The organism is Bacteroidota bacterium (genome assembly GCA_018816945.1).
Taxonomy (GTDB): Bacteria; Bacteroidota; Bacteroidia; order Bacteroidales.
This window is the reverse complement of sequence record JAHIVC010000099.1, coordinates 267,646-290,847: the sequence shown is the minus strand read 5'-3', so window position 1 is coordinate 290,847 and position 23,202 is coordinate 267,646. Positions and strand designations below refer to the sequence as shown.

General features: G+C 34.1%; 17 protein-coding genes. 7 read left to right on the top strand and 10 right to left on the bottom strand.

What is annotated here, in order from left to right; genetic code table 11:
• Nucleotides 1-175: 175 nt before the first annotated feature.
• The 4 genes from plsX to KKG99_15505 form a co-directional block, all read right to left on the bottom strand.
• Nucleotides 176-1,117, bottom strand: coding sequence for a phosphate acyltransferase PlsX (plsX, locus tag KKG99_15520; protein ID MBU1014408.1), 942 nt, complete (start codon nt 1,115-1,117; stop codon nt 176-178).
• A 38-nt stretch (nt 1,118-1,155) separates the two neighbouring features.
• Complete coding sequence (gene rpmF / locus KKG99_15515; protein ID MBU1014407.1) at nt 1,156-1,341, bottom strand: 50S ribosomal protein L32; 186 nt, start codon at nt 1,339-1,341, stop codon at nt 1,156-1,158.
• A 21-nt stretch (nt 1,342-1,362) separates the two neighbouring features.
• A complete protein-coding gene (locus tag KKG99_15510) occupies nt 1,363-1,884 on the bottom strand; it encodes a DUF177 domain-containing protein (GenBank protein ID MBU1014406.1) in 522 nt (173 codons plus the stop codon).
• Nucleotides 1,885-2,013: 129 nt separating this feature from the next.
• Nucleotides 2,014-5,244 carry an FAD-dependent oxidoreductase gene (locus KKG99_15505; GenBank protein MBU1014405.1) on the bottom strand — a complete coding sequence of 1,077 codons (3,231 nt, stop codon included), beginning with the start codon at nt 5,242-5,244 and terminating at the stop codon, nt 2,014-2,016.
• Nucleotides 5,245-5,528: 284 nt separating this feature from the next.
• On the opposite strand from KKG99_15505, the gene KKG99_15500 reads away from it, so the two are divergent.
• The 4 genes from KKG99_15500 (at nt 5,529) to glmS (ending at nt 10,716) form a co-directional block, all read left to right on the top strand.
• On the top strand, nt 5,529-6,440 hold the full coding sequence (locus KKG99_15500; GenBank protein ID MBU1014404.1) for a proline dehydrogenase family protein: 912 nt from the start codon (nt 5,529-5,531) through the stop codon (nt 6,438-6,440).
• A gap of 151 nt (nt 6,441-6,591) precedes the next feature.
• Nucleotides 6,592-7,401, top strand: a complete 810-nt coding sequence (locus KKG99_15495) for a glycogen/starch synthase (protein ID MBU1014403.1) — start codon at nt 6,592-6,594, stop codon at nt 7,399-7,401.
• A 41-nt stretch (nt 7,402-7,442) separates the two neighbouring features.
• A complete protein-coding gene (locus KKG99_15490) occupies nt 7,443-8,804 on the top strand; it encodes a DUF4270 domain-containing protein (GenBank protein MBU1014402.1) in 1,362 nt (453 codons plus the stop codon).
• Between the two features lie 73 nt (nt 8,805-8,877).
• The gene (gene glmS / locus KKG99_15485; GenBank protein ID MBU1014401.1) at nt 8,878-10,716 is read left to right on the top strand and encodes a glutamine--fructose-6-phosphate transaminase (isomerizing); all 1,839 of its coding nucleotides are present in this window, start codon (nt 8,878-8,880) and stop codon (nt 10,714-10,716) included.
• Between the two features lie 30 nt (nt 10,717-10,746).
• Here glmS and KKG99_15480 read toward each other — a convergent pair whose 3' ends face one another.
• The 6 genes from KKG99_15480 to KKG99_15455 all read right to left on the bottom strand — a co-directional run bounded on the left by KKG99_15480 (nt 10,747) and on the right by KKG99_15455 (nt 16,414).
• The gene (locus KKG99_15480; protein ID MBU1014400.1) at nt 10,747-11,283 is read right to left on the bottom strand and encodes a polymer-forming cytoskeletal protein; all 537 of its coding nucleotides are present in this window, start codon (nt 11,281-11,283) and stop codon (nt 10,747-10,749) included.
• Between the two features lie 292 nt (nt 11,284-11,575).
• Nucleotides 11,576-12,151 (bottom strand): superoxide dismutase, encoded by a 576-nt coding sequence (locus tag KKG99_15475; GenBank protein ID MBU1014399.1) that lies wholly within the window; start codon nt 12,149-12,151, stop codon nt 11,576-11,578.
• A 30-nt stretch (nt 12,152-12,181) separates the two neighbouring features.
• Entirely contained in the window at nt 12,182-13,801 is a 1,620-nt protein-coding gene (locus KKG99_15470; GenBank protein ID MBU1014398.1) for a S41 family peptidase, read from the bottom strand.
• Between the two features lie 374 nt (nt 13,802-14,175).
• The gene (locus KKG99_15465; protein MBU1014397.1) at nt 14,176-14,415 is read right to left on the bottom strand and encodes a hypothetical protein; all 240 of its coding nucleotides are present in this window, start codon (nt 14,413-14,415) and stop codon (nt 14,176-14,178) included.
• 203 nt (nt 14,416-14,618) lie between these two features.
• A complete protein-coding gene (locus KKG99_15460) occupies nt 14,619-15,323 on the bottom strand; it encodes a LytTR family DNA-binding domain-containing protein (protein ID MBU1014396.1) in 705 nt (234 codons plus the stop codon).
• 65 nt (nt 15,324-15,388) lie between these two features.
• Nucleotides 15,389-16,414 (bottom strand): histidine kinase, encoded by a 1,026-nt coding sequence (locus KKG99_15455; protein ID MBU1014395.1) that lies wholly within the window; start codon nt 16,412-16,414, stop codon nt 15,389-15,391.
• Between the two features lie 327 nt (nt 16,415-16,741).
• On the opposite strand from KKG99_15455, the gene KKG99_15450 reads away from it, so the two are divergent.
• From KKG99_15450 to KKG99_15440, 3 genes are all read left to right on the top strand, one after another.
• Nucleotides 16,742-19,174: a TonB-dependent receptor gene (locus KKG99_15450; GenBank protein ID MBU1014394.1), complete on the top strand. Its 2,433-nt coding sequence runs from the start codon at nt 16,742-16,744 to the stop codon at nt 19,172-19,174.
• A gap of 106 nt (nt 19,175-19,280) precedes the next feature.
• Nucleotides 19,281-21,203, top strand: a complete 1,923-nt coding sequence (locus KKG99_15445; GenBank protein ID MBU1014393.1) for a hypothetical protein — start codon at nt 19,281-19,283, stop codon at nt 21,201-21,203.
• A 38-nt stretch (nt 21,204-21,241) separates the two neighbouring features.
• Nucleotides 21,242-23,179 carry an oligoendopeptidase F family protein gene (locus KKG99_15440; GenBank protein ID MBU1014392.1) on the top strand — a complete coding sequence of 646 codons (1,938 nt, stop codon included), beginning with the start codon at nt 21,242-21,244 and terminating at the stop codon, nt 23,177-23,179.
• Nucleotides 23,180-23,202: the final 23 nt, after the last annotated feature.

Below are 23,202 nucleotides of genomic sequence, written 5' to 3'. Positions count from 1 at the left end.
TAGCGCGGACAATATAAACGCCGTCTTTCCATCCCTGTGTTGATAATTTATGTTTTTTGCCACGGAATTTATATGTTTTTGGTTTTAAGGTTTGGGGCCACAACCCTGCACATTGGAGCAGCCCTAAGCCTCATAATGATAATTATTATTTAACGAAGACAAAAATTAGTTGATATTATTTATTCAATGTCTGAGCTATTTTTTCATATAAATCAGAATAGGAGATATCCTTTGAAAGCAGTAACATGTTTTTGATTGCAATCGGGCTGGAAATACCATGACCCATAACTACGGAAGAATTGATCCCTAGAATAGGGCTTCCGCCAGTATTTTCGTAATTAAATCTTTTTGTATAATCATCAATTAACCCACGTTTCAATAAAACGCGATACATTGATTCCAACTGTTTTAGCACTACATTTCCGGTAAACCCATCACAGACAATAACATCAGCCTTATCATTTAACAAATCGCGACCTTCAACATTTCCAATAAAATTGAAATCATTGGTATCCTTCATCAATTGATGAGCTGATTGGGATAATAAGTTTCCTTTTTCTTCTTCTTCGCCTATATTCAGCAAACCAATCTTTGGATTCTTTACGCCATAAACAAACTCGGCATAAATTGAACCCAAGATACCAAACTGATACATCACATCCGGTTTAGGATCCGGATTAGTTCCAATATCCAAAAGAATGGTAATTCCGCCATTTTGCTTTGGAAGAATAGCAGCACCACATGGACGAATTACGCCAGTAATCGGCTTAAGCGCATAGGTTGCACCCACCACCATTGCACCACTATTTCCTGCTCCTGAAAAAGCATCAATTTCTTTTGCTTTTAAAAGACCGAAACCTATATTTATGCTTGAATTTGGTTTTGTTTTAAACGCTTTTAATGGATGCTCACCCATTGTAATCTCTTCAGCAGCATGTATAATATGAAAATCTTTAGGATCTGTATTTTCTTCTTTAAGCTGTTGATAGATTTTTTTCTCATCACCAATCAAAACAATCTGGTCAGATGTACCAAGCTCCGTCTTAGCCATGACGGCTCCGGCAATAGTAGCCTTTGGAGCAAAATCACCACCCATTACATCTAATCCTATTCTCATCTAATAATTTTTATGGAATAATTGAATGAAAATAAATATTATTCTACTCCGGCTTTTTCAATAGCTAATTTACCCTTGTAATAACCACAAGCTGAACAAACACGATGATATAATACAGAGGTACCACAATTAGAACAAATAGCAATAGTAGGAGCTACAGCTTTATAATGAGTTCTTCTTTTATCTCTTCTGGTTTTTGAAATCTTACGTTTTGGATGTGCCATTTTAAATATTATTTTAAGCTGTTAATTTTTCTTTAGTTTTTTCAAAACATCCCATCTGGGATCATCTTGCTTTATATTGAAGGATAATTCATTTAATTTTTTCAACATTTCAGCATTACACATTGATTTTCCTGATTTATCATCAGGATGTATTCTTTGTATTGGAAGCAATAAACAAATGTATTCATAAATATAAGGTGCGAGATTAATTTCATAATCACCTCTCGGAATGATTATCAAATCTTCGCTTTCTTCAACAAATTGATCACCAAATTGAACCAGTAATTGTTGATCGCCCTGAATTGGATAATTAAATTCCTCAGCACAACGATCACATAATACCTTAACCACGCCACTAATATTAAATAGTAGAATAAGCATATTATCCTGCTTCTCTAAGTCAAGTTTAACCCTTACAGCACCATTTTTAAATTCTGAATACGCTATTTCTTCAAAGAACAACTGATTTACATCGAAAACAAACTCATGATTTCCGATGCCCAATCCTTCAAAAGGAATAATAAAATCCTTTAAGTAACTCACATCAAGCCTTTTTTATTTCGGCCTGCAAAATTATATATTAAAATTGTTAATAACAAATATATTAAATGCTAACTTAAATTAAGTGTGTTAGATAATACATCCTGTAAAACAATGCATTGTATGATAATTCTACTTAAATGCTTTTTCCAATAATCCATCTTCATTTAATTTCAGTCGATCAAAATAAGCAGGAACTGCTTTTCCTAAAAGTTTCTCAACGTATATTTTAGCTAAATGCTGACCAAGCATAAAACCTTGTCCACGTAATCCAATAAATAAACCAAGTTCAGGGTCGATCACCATGCGTGGTTCAACATAATAACCGGCCCAAATGGCCTGAAATCCAACGGATGACAATTCGGGAATCCAATCTGTAAATACCTCGGACACTATTTCGATAAATTCTTTAGAATTGAATTTAACATCCTTATCTGTTTCCATGGCTTCGATACCCGGAGATGCACAGCCGATAATTTGACCTGTTTCGGCTAATTGCTGACCATAAACAGCTGTAAATCCTTTATAGTTTCTGCGGTCAATAATCATTGGTAGTGGAATATTATTGTTTCCCATCATTGGTAATCGACGCGTAATAAACGCCTGGTGTTTTACCGGATAAATTCCGGTTGCAATGCCCAATTGTTTGGCAAACTTATCACCATCAGGCCCCAGTGCATTAATGAAGACCTCTGTTTCAAATTCAATATAGGTTTTGTCATGATCCTGTACCAAAACTTTAAAGGTATTGCCTGTTTTTTCAATATTGATTAATTTGCAATCTTCCTTAACCTCGCCTCCATTTTTTATACCGATTTGGCGAATGAGGTCCACTACCCGCCCCGGAGTGGCCTGCCAACAATTATGCGTAATTAAAGCAGATTTATATTTATCCAATTTAGGATTTATATAAGGAGATATCCTTTTTGAAAAATCTTTAGGCTCGATCATTTCACCATCCGACCAGGCCATTGATGCTACAAGGGCTTTGTACATAGCTTCATCATGAGCAAAGGTCACATAATCGATAGGAAGAAAATCTACATTTTTAATTCTTTGTAATTCTTTGAAAATTTCAAGGTTATGAACTGCGATATCTGACAATTCTGGAACACTAAAATTAGGCCGTCCACCTGCAATATTCCTCCAGGATGCTCCCCTGCCATAATTGATCAAAACCGGTTTTTTGCCATTTTCTGCCAAGTAACGGAATAAAGCACTTCCACCTATTCCTCCTCCGGCAACCAATGCTTCAACTATTACTTTTTTTACTTCTTTTTTATGATCACAAACAAGCACTTTTTCTTTTTGATTACTTGGATAAAGATCACCTAAAGTTACCTGGTTTGATAAGGGTCCGCGTGGTGTTGCATCTCCTACGATCGTAATCCCATATTTGCGAATACTTTGTTTTAAACGCGGAATACAACGTTTACCTCGACAAGCACCCATTCCCAAACGCGTGGTATGTTTAATTTCATCAACGGAAATAAATTTACGGTCGCCGATAACATTAAGTATTTCTTCCAGGGTTACATCATCACAGTGACAAACATAGGTTTCAGATTCAACAGCTTCCGATTCTTTCGTAATTACCTTTTCAGGATAATTATCCATTACGATAAAACCGCGAACTTCGGTAAGTTCTTTTCCTCTTAAATTGTTCGATTTTACCCTGGCTATATTGGTTTTATTCGGCTTCTTTAATATTTTTTCGATTTTGCCCTCACCCAATTTTTCACCATTGTTATTTACCAAAAATACTTCTTCACCTTCAGTTGCTTCATACTCAATTGGAAGAAAGAGCCAGTCTTTTTTCAGGTTATATCCAAAAATTGCCAATCCGGGACATTGATAAACACATTGCATGCAACCAATGCATTTATCAAAGTCGAGCTGAGGCGTGGTACTTGTTGAAGTTTTTGTAATTGCACCATGGGGGCATGCAAATTCGCAGGGATTACATGCAAATCCATACAGGCAATCGATCAAAACAAAGGGTTTTTCTTCAAGTCTTTCATCCGTTGGGAAATAGGGTTTTTCAGTGATTCTGATCGGGTGCTGTTGTGAGTCAATATATTCTTTTGATAAGCTTAAATATTCATCGTAATTGAAACGGATGTTCATTGCCTGAAGGATTTCAAAAGCGACTTGTTTCCCTCGTAATACAGCACTGGTGCCTTCCCCAATTCGAATTGCATCACCTGCACCGTGACAGTCCCTTCCAAAAATTTCATTTCCTTTGATTAACAATTGATCATCAGAAACCAAACCCGTGCAAATATTTATTGCATCAATCCCATCGATGATTTGTTCTGTTCCCGGAATTGGAGTAAAGTTTTCACAATCGGCCACCACGGCCCCTTTAATGCCGGTATGATCTTCATTCGGAATAGCTTTAATTAATATTTTTGATAACATGACCGGTATCCCTAAACGACGAACACGATTTGCCTGAACAGGAAATCCACCTTCGTTGGGTTGTGCTTCAATAATGGCCTTAACACGAGCACCAGCTTGCATTAGCTGGTAGGATGTCAAATATCCGATATTACCGGCTCCAACAGTCAGTACGTTTTTACCCAATAATGTCAATTCGCTATTCATCATTTTTTGAACAACAGCCGCTGTGTAAACACCCGGTAAATCATCGTTTTCAAACGTTGGCATAAAAGGAACAGCTCCTGTAGCAATCACCAAATGTTCCGCATCAACATAATAAATTTCATCTGTACTTATGTTTTTCACTGCAACCCTCTTGCCTTCCAAGATATCCCAAACCGTTGAATCCAGAAAAATACCATCCAGTTTTTCACCTGCTAAGGTCTCCGCGATTTCAAAACCCCGCATGCCTCCGAATTTCTTTTCTTTTTCAAAGAAGAAAAATTGATGTGTTTGCATTAAAAATTGACCGCCAATTTTATCATTATTATCGATTACGATATTTTCGATATCATATTTGTTCAATTCTTCACGAGCAGCTAATCCGGCCGGACCCGCTCCGATTATAACCACACTGGTTTTATATACTTTTACCGCCTCTTTATTTTGAACAGTTGTTTGAAATGGTTGAAAATCTTTAGGAATTTCTCTGACTTCTTTAACATGATCAACCTTTGTAATACATATACGTTTAATTTGTCCATCAACTAACATTTCACATGCACCACATTTTCCGATTCCGCACTCAAGGCTTCGCTCACGGTTTTGCAAACTATGGCTATGCACCGGATACCCGGCCTGATGAAGAGCAGCCGCAATGGTAAAACCCTTTTCACCTATAATTTCTTTTCCTTCTAATAAGAATTTTACTGATTCGCATGCTTTAACATCTATAATCGGATGTTTATCTATTTTATACATAAGAATGAATATTAAACAATATAAAACAACTGTGAAAAATTTAACAGACAAAGGTAATCCTTCTGTATTATTATTGATAATTGTGGAGAAAAAAAGGGTTAATTTTTACTTAATCAAAATAAGAAAGGTTATTTTTGCATTGGATTTAAAGATAAATGGCCTTAAACCCCAGGGTAAGCCCTGAACCCTTTCTTTCGGAGCAAGCTCCGAGGAATTAAAACACCCCTTCTCGTCTGCCGAAGCGGAACGCGAAGGCTGATTAAAGACTACTAAAAAGCTAAGATATGATCAATAAACTGATTTCAAGAATTTTGCCTTATATGCCTAAAAATTTTGTTTGGCTATTTTCAAAACGTTATATCGCCGGAACAACAATTGAAGAGGCCATTCAAGTTTCAAAAGATTTAAACGCTCAAGGGGTTAAAGTAACGATTGATCTGTTGGGTGAATTTATTACAACCATCGATCAGGCCATTGAAAATACTGAAACATATCTCAATATTATCGACACTGTTCAGGATCACAATATTGATGGAAATTATTCACTTAAGCCAACCATGTTTGGATTGTTGATTGATGCCGATGCATGTTATACCTATATCCGAAGAATTGTGGAACGGGCAGCAAAATATAATAATTTTGTCAGGATCGACATGGAAGACTCGCAATGCGTTGATTTAGAATTAGATCTTTTCAGGAAAATTAAAACTGAATTTCCGAAAAATGTTGGTTTAGTTTTTCAGGCTTACCTGAAGCGTACACTAAACGATATCAGAAGCCTTCAGGATTTAAATTCAAATGAAACGCCAATTAATTATCGTTTATGCAAAGGTATATATGTTGAACCGGCAGAAATAGCTTATAAAAAATATGAAGAAATTAATCAGCATTATATGGAGGATTTGGAATACATGTTTCAAAATAAAATTTATCCAGCTATCGCTACCCATGATAAGCCATTGGTTGAAGGTGCATTTAAACTGATTAATAAGTATAATGTACCCAAACACATGTATGAATTTCAGATGTTGTATGGGGTTACTCCGGAATTAAGGTCATCAATTGTTGAAAACAAACATACCATGAGGGTTTATATTCCTTATGGTAAAGATTGGTTTGCATATTCAACCCGTCGATTAAAAGAGAACCCTAAAATGGCTTTTCTCATCATTAAGGCCTTGTTTTTTAGGGGATAAGATGTTATTAGTGTTAAAATAAGTTAAAGTAAATTGCTTTAATGAATTGAGAGTTAGGCATTTTCTTTTAATTTAACGTGCAACTCCAATCTCTATTCATTGAATAATTAGCAAATTATTCGTAATTTTGCATTTTCAAAAATCAATGGTTATGCAAAAAGCAAGAGTTCTATTCATTGCTCAAGAGATTACTCCGTACCTAAAGGAAACACCCATGGGAAAAATATGCAGATATTTACCTCAGGGGATTCAGGAAAGAGGAAAGGAGATTAGAACATTTATGCCTCGCTATGGATTAATTAACGAACGTCGAAATCAACTGCATGAAGTAATTCGACTTTCGGGAATGAACTTAATAATTGATGACGCCGATCATCCATTAATTATTAAAGTTGCTTCAATTCAGCAAGCCCGTATGCAAATATACTTTATCGACAACGAAGATTACTTTCAACGAAAATTTACCATTGCCAATAAAAACAATAAGTTTTATGAGGATAATGATGAAAGGGCCATTTTCTTTTCACGAGGAGTTTTAGAAACAGTAAAAAAACTTGGTTGGGCGCCCGACATTATTCACTGCCATGGCTGGATTGGAAGTTTAACACCTCTATATCTAAAGAAAGCTTTCAAAGATAACCCACTCTTTTCCGATTCTAAAGTAATTTGCTCAATATATAATGACGATTTCTCAGAAAATTTAAATAAAAATTTTGCAAAAAAAATAAAATTGGAAGGCATTAGTGATGATGACTTGAAACATTACAAAAGTGGAAATTACGTGAACTTGATGAAAGCAGCTGTTGATTATTCAGATGCCCTAATTATAGGTAGTGAAAAAATAAATGCGGAAGCTGAAGCTTATTTAAAGGAATCAGGAAAACCATTTCTTGAGTATCACCCTGAAGAAACCTATATTGACGCATACAACCGATTTTATGATAAAATTATGGAAGAGTAATCTTCTTAAAAAAAGAATTATTAACTTAAAAAGAGCTTAACTTGAAAATATTGAATGGTGCGTGGAATATTTCCATGCTTGTAGTGTTGTCGTTTGGAATTTATTTAACCTCCTGTACTAAAAAAGCCCAATTAATTGGATTAGAAGTTCGCCCAACAGCCAATTTAGAAGTTGAGTCAACTGATACTGCCACTCTTGTTGCTTTTTCAGAAGTTCATGATTCACTGATTACTTATAATTATTCCAGAATTTTGTTGGGCAGTATGATGGATCCGGTTTTTGGACAAACTACTGCAAACTACTATACCCAATTACGATTAAAATCTGGGATAGACAGTTTTAATTTTGGACCTAACCCGGTAGTCGACTCACTTATTCTATCGCTTGCTTATAGCGGTTATTATGGAGATACTAACACCTATCAAACTTTAAAGGTTTATGAATTAAATGAAAAGTTAGTTACCGATAGTACCCATTATTATTATTCATTCGACAAACTTTTATATAAACCAATTGAAATTGGACGAATAACTTTTCAACCACAACCCAATACTCCAATATATCAATATGGCACAAGTGATACAACAACTTATAATCCACACATCAGTATTGATTTATTGGAACTAGGCAATGCATTCGGGACAAAACTTATATCAACACCTGTTGACATTTTGCAAAACAATGAAAGATTCATTGACTATATTAATGGGCTTTGTATCATTTCTGAACCGGTAAATACCGGTGGATCGATTATATATATTGATCTTTCTTCTTCTTTTACAAAGCTTACAGCATATTATAGTAATGATTCTGCAACCGGAAAAATTTATTCAATGAATTTCTACGATTCTACTTATCATTTTAACAACTTTGATCACAATAATTATCAGGATGCTTCTCCGGAATTTAAGGCACAAGTATTGGATGGGAATACAAGTTTAGGAGAAGAACTCATTTATGTTCAGGCATTGGGTGGCGTGCGGACTAAAATAACATTCCCGTTTATTAAAAATCTAAAATCGATCGGAAATATTGCAATCAATAGCGCGGAGTTGACAATAAAGGGCATTGAAGATAATAATGGAAATAAACCTCCTGACCGCTTGACTCTTGACCAGATTAATCATGATGGCACAACCACTCAGGGAATTATTGACATGGTAGAGGGCGACGCTTATTTTGGCGGTTTTTATGATTCTGTCAAAAATGAATACAAATTCCAAATCGCCAGATATATCCATAAGTTAATTAATACAGATGCAAATGATAATGGGATATATCTGAAAGTTTATGGGAATGCAACCGGCGGAGGTCAGTTTATCATAAATGGAACAAACCCAGCCTTACCAACTCCCTATTCTGACAGACTAAAATTAATGATTACATATACAATTATAGAGTAGGCTAATAAGCTTCTTTATGTATAAGTTTTCTTATGTTTTTGATTTTTTAAAATTCTAAAGTTTAGTTATTACTATGTGTGGAATCGTTGGATATATAGGAAAAAAAGAAGCCTACCCAATTTTAATGAAGGGGTTAAAACGACTTGAATATCGGGGTTATGATAGTGCAGGTATTGCATTATTAAATGGTGGTCTTCGTGTATATAAAACTAAAGGTAAAGTTGCCGATCTTGAGGCTTTAATCTCTGGCAAAAACACCAATGGCAATATTGGGATTGCTCACACCAGATGGGCTACACATGGCGAACCAAACGACCAGAACGCTCATCCGCATTATTCGGAAAGCAAAGAAATTGCCATCATTCATAATGGGATTATTGAAAATTACAATTCATTAAAGGCAGAATTGCTTAATCGCGGTTATATATTCCAAAGCGACACAGATACAGAAGTGCTGGTATACTTAATTGAAGATATTCAGAAAAATGAAAATGTTAATCTGTATGAAGCAACACGTATCGCTTTAAACCAGGTAATTGGCGCATACGCCATCGTTCTGATATCCAAAACTGAGCCGAATATGCTGGTAGCAGCACGAAAGGGTAGCCCACTAGTAATCGGGATAGGGGATGATGATTATTATATTGCTTCCGACGCTTCACCAATTATTGAATATACAAGAAATGTCGTTTATCTTGAAGAAGAAGAAATTGCATTAATCAGATACAAGAAAAAACTCGAGATAAAGACAATTAAGAATAAAATCCAAACACCCTATATCCAAAGGCTGGAAATGAATTTGAGTGCTATTGAAAAGGGTGGTTTCGAGCATTTTATGCTTAAAGAAATTTATGAACAGCCCCGATCGATACGAGACAGTTTTAGAGGAAGATTAAGCCTTGATAAAGGCATTGTATCTCTCGGTGGAATTAAGGATTATGAGCAAAAACTCGCTAATGCAAAACGTATAATAATTGTTGCTTGCGGAACTTCATGGCATGCAGGAATGGTTGGTGAATATTTATTTGAAGACCTCGCCAGAATACCTGTTGAAGTTGAGTATGCTTCTGAATTTAGATATCGTAATCCGGTGATTTACGAAGATGATATTGTAATTGCCATTTCACAATCCGGCGAAACAGCCGATACCCTTGCAGCTATACAATTGGCTAAATCAAAAGGAGCTACTATTTTAGGGATTTGTAATGTAGTTGGCTCAACTATTGCTCGAGAAACCCATGCCGGATCGTTTACACATGCCGGACCCGAAATAGGAGTTGCCTCAACAAAAGCATTTACGGCTCAGGTCACTGTATTAATTTTGATGGCATTAATGGTTGCAAATAAAAAGGGAACAATTGCACAATCAAGATTACAGAATCTTTTATTCGAACTGGATGCAATTCCTGAAAAGGTAGAAAAACTGCTCAATTCTAATTCGCAAATTATTGAGATCGCAAAAAGGTTTAAAGATGTCCGTAACTTTTTATATTTAGGTCGAGGTTACAATTTCCCGGTAGCACTTGAAGGGGCACTTAAGCTTAAAGAGATTTCTTATATACACGCTGAAGGATATCCTGCGGCTGAAATGAAACATGGCCCGATAGCACTCATTGATCAGCATATGCCCGTCGTTTTTATTGCAACCAACAGAGGGACCTATGAAAAGGTGCAAAGTAATATTATGGAGGTAAAAGCCCGACAAGGACTAGTCATCTCTATAGTTACAGAGGGTGACACTCAAGTTAAAAAAATATCTGATATTGTGATTGAAATTCCGGAATGCGATGAATTATTGGTGCCCTTGTTAGCAATAATACCCTTACAATTACTTTCGTATCATATAGCGGTCATGCGAGGTTGTAATGTTGACCAACCACGAAATCTTGCGAAATCAGTAACGGTGGAATAAGCGAATTAACTAAAACGGTTAAAGTTTATTTTAAACTTGCTTTGGAGCAATTGGATCCGAATCTTTTACTTCCTTTTCAACCGGAGAATCTTTCTTTATTTTTTTTGATTCGTCGGTTGCAGTATAAACATTCTCCTTAAATAATTGAATGATTTTCTTTAGATTCGCATCTGTAGAAAGTTTTGTTGAAGCATCAACATTTATCAAGATATCCTGAATTGCGTTGATTACTGCATTGTTGGGTATTTGGATAAAACAGTTCAAATCACAATTCTCCTCATTTTGGAATAGTTTCGTATAAACTTGTCCCTTAATTTTAGAACTTCCAACAACGCTAAATTTACCGGTACAAAATATATTACCTTCGAAACTACCACTTATAAGCAGCTCTGAACAAACAATATCTCCTACTACTTTGGAGGTTTCATCAATGATTACCTTCTCTGTAGACAATAATGTACCATAGAAATTACTTTCTATTCTGAATGATTTTTTGGTCTTAATAAATCCCTCAATAATACTTTCTTCAGGAATTAAAATTGGATTTTGGTTTTCGCCTGGTTTCATTTTGTTACATGATTAATAAGTTTCATACAATTTTAATGAAAATTATCAATCTATACAAGTTAAAACCTAATAAGAAATAGAAATTTAAGGTGGATTAAAACTGCGTTAAAATTAAAAGCTTTATAAAATGGGAGCTTTAATTTGATTTTTTGAACATTTATAAGGAATAAAAAAATTCTTAATATTGACTATCCCTGTCGCAGAGCTATGGGATACTTGCCTGACGGCAGGTCCCCTATTCAGGGGAGAATATACGGAAACCCCGAAGCAGAGCTTCGGGGAATTATTTTTATTAAAATCTTTTAGTTACTGCTTTCCAATCAACAAGCTTCCAAAAGTCTTCCACATATGCCGGTCGACGGTTTTGTTTATCCAAATAATATGCATGTTCCCAAACATCGCAAGTCAACAAAGATATGAATCCTTGAGTCATTGGATTATTTGCATTTGAGGTTTGAATGATCTGAAGTTTATTTTCCTTGTTTTTCACGAGCCAGGCCCAACCTGATCCAAATAAGGTAGTAGCCGCAACCGAAAACTTTTCTTTGAATTCTTCAAAAGATCCAAATTCGTTTTTTATAGCTTCGAGCAATTTTCCGGTAGGTTCACCCCCTCCTTTTGGAGACATACAATTCCAGTAAAAAGTGTGATTCCAAACCTGAGCGGCATTATTGAAAATCCCACCATCGGCTGTTAAGATAATTTCTTCTAAACTTAATTTTTCAAACTTTGTTCCTACAATCAATTTATTCAAATTATTCACATAGGTGAGGTGGTGTTTTCCATGATGGAAATCAAGTGTTTGCTTTGAAATAAATGGTTCCAAGGCATCCATTGAAAAAGGTAATAATGGAAGTTCAAAGTTCATGATGTTTTGTTTTAGGTTAATATATCAGGTTTACTTTTTCGAAGTTAAATAATTTTGAGCTTTAATGACTACCACATCATTTTTATTAAAAATTGGATAAAAAGCATCATTATCCAATATATTTCTTCCAATATAGGCTTTAATCAATGATTTTAATTTTATTGCCGACTTATTAATCTCTGCTTCATTATTATCGGCTCCGTTCGAAATAGCAAAAGCAACAAATTCATCATACATTTCATCTGTGAATTCAAACGAATCAATAAAGTCGATGGGCTTTTTGTATTTACTCAATTTTTCCCTGTGCGTATCTGTATAATTAAAGGCAAATTGATAAGCAAGTCCTCTGTTTATGACAACATTATAAAAAATCGGATTTGACATTTCTATTGGAACAAAGAGATCGGGCATGATACCACCTCCGCCATATACAATTTTTCCACCGGGAGTTTTATACATCAGTGAATCGGCAAATTTGATACTATCGGCACTTAGTAATTCACCATTGGTATAACGATGATAAAATTCATTATAATATTCGTCAAAACCATCGCCATAAGCCCGCTGAATCGATCTGCCTGTAGGTGTATAATAACGGGCTATGGTCATTCTTAATCCGGAACCGTCAGGGAAATTAAGTTGTTCCTGTACCAATCCCTTACCAAATGATCGTCTACCAATGATGGTGCCCCGATCATTATCCTGAATTGCCCCTGCTAAAATTTCACTTGCCGATGCAGATGCTTCGTCGATTAAAACGATTACGTTTACAGTTTCAAACAAGCCATTTGATTTCGAGTAAACTGAGCTCTTGGGACGATTGTTCCCTTTTGTATAAACAATTAGTTTACCATCGGCCAAAAAGTCATCAGCAATTTGAACGGCTGGCCTTACATAGCCCCCTGTATTTCCTCGCAAATCTAAAATAATATTTTTTACGCCTTGCTGCTTAAGTTTTTTACCAGCTTCACTAAACTCTGCATAGGTTGTGGCAGAAAAAGTGTTCAGCTTCATATAACCAACCGAATCATTGATCATGTAAGCCACATCAAGGCTATAAGTAGGAATAATATTTCGGATGATATCGAAATTTATGAGCTCGGGAAATCCTCTTCGGAAAACACTCACTTTAACATTCGTACCCCGATGACCTTTTAATAATCTAATGGCACCATTGTTTGTAATACCAACGCCTGCTATTAACGAATCATTAACCATTGTGATTCTGTCTCCCGCTATTATTCCCGATTTTTCTGAAGGACCTCCTGGAATTACCTGAACAATGGCAATGGTATCCTCAATAACATTAAATTGTACTCCGATTCCATCGAAAGAACCCAAAAGTGGGTCATTAACAGCATTAAATTCTTCCTGACTTATATAAGAAGTGTGAGGGTCGAGTTCTTCTATGATAGACATAACTGCCTTAGAAGTCAATTTTTCACGATCAATCGGATCTACATAATCCTTCTCAATATAATTGATAATATCAGCCAACTTATTATACGGGTTATTTGTGTTTGATGGCATTAAAGCCTGATCAAGCGTGAGCCCGGAATTAATGTTCTTTCCAACAAAAATCCCAATAATTAAAACTATGGCAAAGGCAATTGGCAGATATACGGAAGCATTTTTATAATTAATTTTCATCAATAAAAAAATTTTAATGTTAATCTTATGGAACCAGGATGAAATCCATTATTTTTTCATACGAAAAAATATTTCAATAGTTTTCAGGCTCATTTCAAAAGAAAATAATAGTATAGCAAAAAAGCGCCCTACTTTATATAAAGAGAGCGCTTTTGAACCGTACCCCTATCTGAAATTTTCTCCGAACCTTTCCTGAAAGATTTAGATTTGATATGGCGTACTTGTAAGCTTCCCTTCAATAAAACATTGTGTAAGTAGCACCTACCAAAGGTATATCTTTTTTTTCAATGATGACCTTATTGAGAAAATTTTCGACGTAACGGATCGGGTTCAAATCATTTAATGCATAATGAGTCTCTTTGCGTCTAATTGATTTATGCGACCTGCTTTAATCCGTCACCAAGGTTGAATTTAGAAACACCTTCATTTGTCCGATTAATAAGTTGTTGATTCCGATCATTCAAGTCGATAAAGTTCAACCCCTTTTCTAGTGCCAATCCGTGCGTGAACCATGAGGTTTGAAACCAAGTTAAACTTTTTGCTGACGATTTACAATGTTGTGTAGTATAAGTTTTGATTTTTCCCGGGAACCATTCTTCATTCGCCCTGGCCATGAGCTCCCCGGCCAGAATTTCGCTGAATCCCTCCTTATTACAGTGATTTATAGGTGGATGATTAATTGGGTATAATCCCGTTTCTCAAAGAAAAATTTTTGGTATATTTTTTAGATATATCTACCTTTTTTTCTTGCAAATAAAGTTTTGTTTTTGATCTTTTTTCGTTTTTTCAACTTACTTTCCGCTCTCCCAAAATAAACTCATCTCTTTAAGAACATGAAAAATTGATCCTTATAGGATGCACTGATAGGAATGATTTGATCACCAATATAAATCCTATTTCTTTCAATAGATTTAATTTTATTCACAGCAACAATATATGATTTATGAACCCGAATGAAATTATCGGAAGGCAACAATTCTATTATACTTACAAAGTTTTGTAATGTCATTATTCTTTCCTCAGCAGTATGAATACGCAAGTATTCTTTCATGCCCTCAATGAATAATATATCATTGAAATCAACACGTTGCATCCTGAACTCGGTTTTTACAAAAAAATAATCGCGTTTATAAACTTTTTCGTCGGTAGTGATCGATTTAATGGTTGAAAAATATTCAAAAATCTTATCCAATGACTGAATAAACCGTTCAAATGAAATGGGTTTCAGCAAATAATCCGACACGTTCAGATTGTATGCATCCAACGCATAGGCATCGTATGCGGTAGTTAGAATGATTTTGGGTTTGTTTTGTATAGACTTTATAAATTGCAGGCCAGAGAAACCCTCCATCTCAATATCAAGAAAAATCAAGTCAACCTGATTCTTCTTTATAAAATTAATTGGTTCAATTGCATTATCAAAACACTGCATCAGATTCAAAAATGGAATTCTCTTAATGTACTCTTCCATTTGCTGAATGGCTGGTAATTCATCATCGATAACAATACAGTTAATTTTCATCTGTAAATAGTCTTAATAAATGTGACGGGAGTAACTCGTATTTAAGATTTTCATCCTTTTTAGCGTTAAATGAAAACACTTGATTCATAATTTTTTATTTTAAGATGAACGGAATATGTTGTGTCGGTTTCCAAAAGATCTAACACAAAACCTTGGGGATACAAATATTCAAGCCTTCGTTTAATATTTTGTATTCCAATACCTTTATCCAATTTTTTCTCACTCTCACTGAGCTGCCTTTTATTGTTCTGGCAATTAAAGTCAATTTCTTTATTCCTAACACTAATGTTTATTTCAATTACGTCCTTGGGTCCCTTTTTCCCATGTTTGAAGGCATTTTCAATAAACGGAATGAAAATCATGGGTGGAATAAAAATGTTTGAAGTAGTACCACTGACTGAAAATTGCACGAATGAGTTATGCTTATACCTGAGCTTATGTAATTCCAGAAAATTATAAATGTACTGCAATTCCTTATCTAAAAGCACCTTTTCTCCGTTTGCTTCATAAAGCATGTATCTCATTATTTCGGACAATTTGATGATAGCATATGAGGTTTTCTCCGAATTTTGAGTAGCAAAAGAGTTGATATTATTTAAAGTGTTAAATAAGAAATGGGGATTGATTTGTGCCCGTAATAAAGCCAATTCGGTTTTAATGTTTTGCTTTTCAAGTTCTTTTTGGGTTTCCCTTTTTTCAAACCATTCGATGCCTAACCTCATCAATACACCCAAAAAGCAATAATTCAAACTATGCCCAAAACTTGAAAAGTATAAAGATTTTAACTCATTGTGATCATGTGTTTGCCAAAAATAGTAAACCATAACCCATACAAAGCCATACAGAAAAATATAAGCAATACTAAAAATAATGTTGACTTGAATATTCTTCTTCTTAAAAAAAAGCGGGGCAAAATAATAGTAAAACACCGAAAATGTAACAGCATCGAGAGGATAGATAATAATAATATTAGAAAATATAATCGAAAACGAGTCAGATACAATAACATAGATATTTCTTATAATATGTACTAGGATCTGGAAGATCCAAAAGAATGCTGGAGCAAAAAGCCTGAGTTTCCGTATTGTCATTGATAAAATTTTATAACAAAACTATTGTTTTTTTTAAAACTTTATAAATCAGAATCTACTAATCTACATCTTTGTTAAACGAATTTGTATTTCCGGTAAACCTAATCCATTTTATTTAATTCCAATCAAAAAAGGATTATTAATTTTTTTCTAAATCTACCTAAAAATTATCCGCACATCATTGATAATCTATTTATTCAACAATAAAAATAATTGAGTTACAAACTACAATAACACTAAATGGTTGATTGTATTTACCATTTGGTTGATTTGATTTGTAAAACTTATTAAATAAAGATTGTTTTGATAAAAATAAATATTTTAGAAATGAGAATACGATTAAATACAATTCTATTTTTTGTGTTTGGACTGACCTTGGTATCCTATTCAATTACTTTAAATGAGATCAATGGCGGTAAAATTAACGGCTTAGTTATAGATTCCAGAGCCAATTTCCCTATTGAATACGCAAACATTGCAATATTTAAGGCTTCTGACTCATCTTTCGTTTCCGGTACTATTACAAATTCATCTGGGAAGTACACACTTTCTAATGTACCATACGGCAATTTTTATCTCATCATCCAATTTGTTGGATATAAAAAGCATAGGGTGGATAACTTAATCGTAACCATCCAAAACAAAGTGATTGATATCCCATCAATAAAACTAGAAGAGGAAATTTTTGAGTTAAATGAAGTTTCAATTCAATCAGAACAGAAAACTGTTGAGCAGAAAATTGATAAAAAGGTGATTTATGTCTCAAAAAATTTAAGTTCAGTGGGTGGGACTGCGATTGACATCTTGCAAAACAATGCTTTTGTAAAAACCAACATTGACGGTGAAGTTCTGTTAAGGAACAGCACCAATTTCCTGGTACTGCTTGATGGCCGACAAAGTCCTTTTCAGGGATCAGAGGCCTTAAGACAGATACCAGCCAATTCAATTGAAACAATCGAAATAATCACCAACCCATCAGCTAAATTCAATGCCGAAGGAGTAGCGGGTATAATAAATATTGTTACAAAAAAACAAATATTAAAGGGCTTATCAGGAATTGTGAATACTTCTTATTCAAGCAACGAGAGTTATTCAGGCGACTTTCTTTTTAATCTGAAGAAGGAAAAGATTAATATTTTTCTAGGAGCCGACATCAGGGAGAATGTAAACAATCAATATTTTGATATCAAAAGAAATTATCTACTGAATAATACTTCTTATTTTAATGATGAAGTTGTAGATCAAACAGGAATTCGTCCTTCCTCAAATTTAAAATTAGGCTTGGATTATGAATTCAACTCTAAAAATAATCTGTCATTTATTAACACGATTGGAACAAGCAATTTCCACAAAAATAAATCGGTTTATAACAAGCAATGGACTGCCACAGATGGGCTGGTATCTTATTTTGCAAATAATGAAACATACGATGTAGATGGATATTTTATTAACCCTGCAATATTGTTCGTTCATAAGTTCAAGGAAAAAGGAAATGAAATTAGTTTAGATTTCTCATATACCTACCTCAATAGCGGTTTTGATCAGCTATCGAAAGATTTTGATACAGATCAGGATTATTTTCAAATTGATGCTGAACCTGAAATCCTTAAATCTTCAAATAACTATGAAAGGTTTATTTATGAATTAAAGACCGATTATTCGTTTGAAATTAATGAGAGGTTAGGTTTTGAAAGTGGCTTATTGATAAGCCGAAACAAAAGAAACGTATCTCTTGATTTCGAAAACTATGATTATTTACAAAATAATTGGAAGATTAATCAGGAGTTTTCCAATAATCTGGTTTTCAACCAACAAATTTATGGAGCGTTCTTAATGATTATGGGTAAAGCTGATCAAACAGAGTACCAGCTTGGTTTACGAAGTGAAATAACCGATAGGATACTGGAGCAACAAACGAGTAACATCGATTATACATATCAAAAATTGCATCTATTCCCAACATTTCATTTATCAAGACAAGTTAGTGAAAAACTTCAATTGCAAGCCAGTTATTCAAGACGGATACAAAGGCCGACTGATTTTTGGCTGAATCCATTCCCATCAAGCCGAAGTTCAAAACTGATGAATATCGGAAATCCAGACCTCGTACCTGATATTACAGATTCCTACGAATTCAATATCACTAAAATATTCAAACCATTTACTTTATCCATTAACAGCTATTATCGTTATACAAAAAATGCACTCACGCAAATCACATTACTCGATTCAAATGGCGGACACGTTATGACTTATGGTAACATGAACCTGAATAGATTTGCCGGGTCTGAATTTTCTTCAAGCTTTAAATTATTTAAAACATTAAAACTTTATCCATCAGTCGATTTGTTCTATATGTTATCGAAAGGGAGGATTGAGGATTTTAATGCAAATTACAGTGCTTTCAGCTTTACGATCCGACTCAATTCAAGTTGCGCTATTTCAAAAACTACCCTGTTTCAGTTAAATGCAGAATACTACGGAAAAGCGGTAATGCAACAGGGCGATATAGATCCATTTTATTTGGTAACCGCTTCCGTTAAACAGGAGCTGTTAAAGAAAAATCTTACCCTTGTATTGCAAGCACGTAATTTGTTTGAATCGGGCAAAATTAAAATGGACGAAAATGGGAGCAATTTCATTAATCGTTTTGCTTACATGCCTGAAAATAACATCATTACTTTAAATATCAGTTATAAAATAAACAATTTTAAAAGAAATAATAGGATTCAGCAAAATGTAATCAATGAAAAATTCTAAAACCATAAAAATGGATCATTACGCTTCAATTTTAAACATCTAATACCTGAATCGGATTATTGAAATGAAGTTTAATTGTAAAGACTCTTTAATAAATGTATGATTTATGAAAAAATATTATATTCTAAAAATCTGTCTTGTTTTCTTGATAATGTCGTGTAACACCACGATAAATAAGAATAACAAAGAACGAAGTGATGATTCAAATGTATATGGTTACTCCATAGATCTTTTACAAGCAGATAATAATCAAATATCTGTTGAACTGATTTGTCCTAAAATTAGTAATGAGACTATTAATTTCTACTTTCCCGCAATTATTCCTGGTAATTACGATCGGGTTGATTTTGGCAGGTTTATCAAACATTTTAAAGCATTTGATGTTGATGGAGATGAACTAAACGTTAAAAAGGTTGATGACAATTGCTTTAATATTCAGGATGCAAATTCATTGTACAGGATTACATATCAAGTTAGCTCAACCTATAATGGTAGAAAAGGAAAAAAGATTCCACCATCATCCGGTTCAATTTTTGCAAAAGATAAGGTATTTGCATTTAATACAAGTGCAGTTTTTGGCTATTTTGAAGGATATAAAGAAGCTAGGTTCAATCTTTCATTTAATAAACCTGATGATTTTTATGGGGTTACAAGTTTATCAGAATCTGAAAACACGAAAAATTTGCAAAGTTTTTCATCAGAAAGCTACCAAGAATTAATCGATTGCCCAGTATTATTTTCAAAACCAGACACGACAAGTTTCTTATTGGACAAAACGCTTATCCAGATTGGTATTTATTCCGAAACAGGAAAATCTTCTTCTGATATTATTAAAAACGGGATAAAACCTTATTTAGAATCAGTTAGAAAATACTATGGAGAAGAACTGCCTTTAAAAAAATATTCCCTGATTATATACTTAAAGGATTTGACTCATTTTAAGGATGGAATCTATGGCAGTAGCTCACTTAATATTTTTCAAAAAATGAAGATGTCGAAAATACATGTTGGAGCATTGGAACATGGTTCATCATCATTCTATTTTTATGCAGATGCCGGCAGGCCTGAATCCTATCTCTACTTTATGCAAAGAACTTGCACCCATGAACTTCTTCATATTTTTACTCCATTAAACCTGAAGAGTGAATTAGTTGCAAATTTTGATTTTCAGGAACCGAAAATGTCGGAACATCTCTGGCTTTATGAAGGAGTAACCGATTACCTCTCTTGGCACACTAAATTACAAACCGGGTTAATAGGACTTGATGAGCTCCTAAACGATGTGATGCGTATTAAAATGCTCATAATGAATAAATTTCCGGTTGATATCAGTTTTACGAACTGGAGTACCAAAATTTTAGAAGATCCATGGAGTGAGCAATACTCACAAGTTTACAACAAAGGTACCATCACAGCTATGTTCCTCGATTTTGAAATCATGAGGTTGACTAACGGACAAAAAAATCTTGCCGATGTAATCTTTATTCTTAGCAAGAAATTCAAAAACAAAGCATTTAAAGAGGATGAAATCTTTAATGAATTTTCCAATATTGTTCATCCAGAGCTAAAATATTTCTTCGAAAAATATATTAGTGGGAAAGATAATTTCGACTTCAAATCAGCTTTCGCATCGTTAGGCCTTGATTTTCATGAAAAAATAACTGAGGATATGCCTGTTAGCACTCTTGATGGTGGCTACGGAGTTGAAATGTTGGTAGAAAGGGTCAGGGTCTATAATATTGAAAAGGTAAATCCTGGAAGTGTCTTTAAAAAGGGTGATAAAATTTTGTATGATGTTTTTGGAGAAGATTGCAGAACACCTTTTAGGGATAGTGTTGGAAACTATGTGAAAAAAGGCAGTGTTGTTGAATTACCTATTATTCGCGAAGGCATGGAAACTTTTTTACCAATTAGTGTTGAATATGCACCATCAACTTATAGGTATAAGATTTCAGTAAGTGATTCAATGACAAAAGAACAAGAATATAACTTCAGGAGATGGTATAGAAATGAATTGCCAATCCAGTAAAGCATATAATCAGTAATAAATAATTTAAATAAAAAGAGATGAAACCAAAATCAATAACTATCAGCCTTCTATTCCTTCTGTGCATAAACGTTTATTCACAACAGAAGCAATATAAACAGCGCATTGAGGTTCCAAAAGAATATCAATGGGATTTAACCAAAATCTATTCGACATGGGAGGCATGGGAAGCCGATCTGACGGAACTTCAACAAGATGTTACTGAAATACAAAAATACAAAGGGATTTTAAGTTCTGATGATTCTAAGAAACACCGTGCAATAAATGAATCTGGTGCTAATAAACCCGAAATCCTTCAGAAGCTTTTAGATGCAAAATTTAATATGTCGAATAAAGCAACAAAACTATACTGTTATGTAGGTTTATGGCAGGCAATAGATGCTCGAAGCTCTGAATATTCAGCTAAAATGCAATATTTTTCAAATATCATTACTAAAGTAGAGCAAAATGTTGCATGGATCGATCCAGAACTTGCAACATTGGATAAGAATAAATTGCTTGAATGGACACAAAAATATTCAGGACTTAAACCATACCATCATTATTTATCTGATTTTTTCAGGCAACGAGAACATATCTTACCTGAGGATCAACAAAAACTTATGTCAATACTGAGTAGTGCTTTATCATCAAATCAAAATATTTATAACTCCCTTTCTGTTGCAGATATTCAATTCGAAAAGGTGAGAATATCAACCGGTGAAGAAATTCTTTGTAATTCTCCATCGGTGGAACGATTTCTAAATACAAGTACAAACCAAAATGACAGGAAATTAATAGGTGACAGTAACTTTAATACCTATATTAAAAATAAAAATACTTTTGCTGAAATTTATACGGGTATTCTTAAATCACGATGGGCAACTGCACAGATTTATGGCTATCCATCATGTCTTGATTATGTGCTTGATACTGATAGTATTCCAACATCAGTTTATTCAACTTTTTTAGAAACCGCTCCACAAGCAATTCCTGCAATCCAAAAATACTTTCAACTTCGAAAAAGTGCGTTGAGTTTAGATACACTCTATAAAACAGATTTAAACCTTGGTCTTACTCAATTCAGAAAATTCTACTCATACGAACAAGCGCTGGAAATTACAAAGAATGCTCTTAGTGTTTTTGGTGAGGACTATGGTAAAATGGTTGATGCCTTTTTAAGACCTGGTAATGTTGATGTTTATCCTTACCCAGGCAAACGTAATGGTGCTTTTCATATGCGTGTACCAGAAGTTCAATCATATTTACTTTTAAATTTTAATGAAACCAGGGCAAATGTTTTTACTCTGGCTCATGAAACAGGTCACGCAATGCATGCAACCTTATCAAATTTGAACCAACCATTGGCATCAAAGGATTACCCAGTTTTTATAGCTGAAGTTGCATCTATTGTTAATGAGTTAGCACTAGTTGATTACCTGATAAAAAATGCAGAATCCCCTGAGGAGCGAATTGATTTAATAAACCAGGAGATTAACACTTTTTTTAGCAAGTTTTTTCGAATTGCACAATTATCAGAATTTGAGTACAAGGCATATAAAATGGTTGAAAATGATATGCCAGTTAATATAGAGTCACTCTCGAACATGTTTGATACAATCGAGGAAACGTATTATGGAGATATTTTATACCGTGATGGCAATGAAAAATATGGCTGGTTCCGAACTCAACATTTGTACAATAAGTATTTCTATCTGTTCCAGTATGCAACAAGCTATTCGGCTGCCTTAAGTATTTTTAAAAATATCTCAAATGAGCCAGATGAAACAAAGAAACAAATCTTAATAAGTAAATATTTGGATTTGTTAAAAGCAGGTGGCAAGGATTATCCTATTAATTTATTGAAGTTAGCTGGAGTAGATATGACAACCCAAAAACCCTATAAGGATGCAATAGAGTATCTAAAGGGCTTGGTTGATTTATTGGAACTTGAGCTTAAGAATGGTTACAAAATCTAGTTAATCTTAGTAGAAATATAATT

Excerpts from the sequence above, each read along its gene's own strand:
- KKG99_15445 (MBU1014393.1), top strand. The coding sequence starts at position 19,281 with ATGAAAAAATATTATATTCTAAAAATCTGTCTTGTTTTCTTGATAATG.
- KKG99_15470 (MBU1014398.1), bottom strand. The coding sequence starts at position 13,801 with ATGAAAATTAATTATAAAAATGCTTCCGTATATCTGCCAATTGCCTTT.
- KKG99_15450 (MBU1014394.1), top strand. The coding sequence starts at position 16,742 with ATGAGAATACGATTAAATACAATTCTATTTTTTGTGTTTGGACTGACC.
- KKG99_15500 (MBU1014404.1), top strand. The coding sequence starts at position 5,529 with ATGATCAATAAACTGATTTCAAGAATTTTGCCTTATATGCCTAAAAAT.
- rpmF (MBU1014407.1), bottom strand. The coding sequence starts at position 1,341 with ATGGCACATCCAAAACGTAAGATTTCAAAAACCAGAAGAGATAAAAGA.
- KKG99_15475 (MBU1014399.1), bottom strand. The coding sequence starts at position 12,151 with ATGAACTTTGAACTTCCATTATTACCTTTTTCAATGGATGCCTTGGAA.
- KKG99_15440 (MBU1014392.1), top strand. The coding sequence starts at position 21,242 with ATGAAACCAAAATCAATAACTATCAGCCTTCTATTCCTTCTGTGCATA.
- KKG99_15465 (MBU1014397.1), bottom strand. The coding sequence starts at position 14,415 with ATGGCCAGGGCGAATGAAGAATGGTTCCCGGGAAAAATCAAAACTTAT.
- KKG99_15495 (MBU1014403.1), top strand. The coding sequence starts at position 6,592 with ATGCAAAAAGCAAGAGTTCTATTCATTGCTCAAGAGATTACTCCGTAC.
- KKG99_15480 (MBU1014400.1), bottom strand. The coding sequence starts at position 11,283 with ATGAAACCAGGCGAAAACCAAAATCCAATTTTAATTCCTGAAGAAAGT.
- KKG99_15455 (MBU1014395.1), bottom strand. The coding sequence starts at position 16,414 with ATGACAATACGGAAACTCAGGCTTTTTGCTCCAGCATTCTTTTGGATC.
- KKG99_15505 (MBU1014405.1), bottom strand. The coding sequence starts at position 5,244 with ATGTATAAAATAGATAAACATCCGATTATAGATGTTAAAGCATGCGAA.
- KKG99_15460 (MBU1014396.1), bottom strand. The coding sequence starts at position 15,323 with ATGAAAATTAACTGTATTGTTATCGATGATGAATTACCAGCCATTCAG.
- glmS (MBU1014401.1), top strand. The coding sequence starts at position 8,878 with ATGTGTGGAATCGTTGGATATATAGGAAAAAAAGAAGCCTACCCAATT.
- plsX (MBU1014408.1), bottom strand. The coding sequence starts at position 1,117 with ATGAGAATAGGATTAGATGTAATGGGTGGTGATTTTGCTCCAAAGGCT.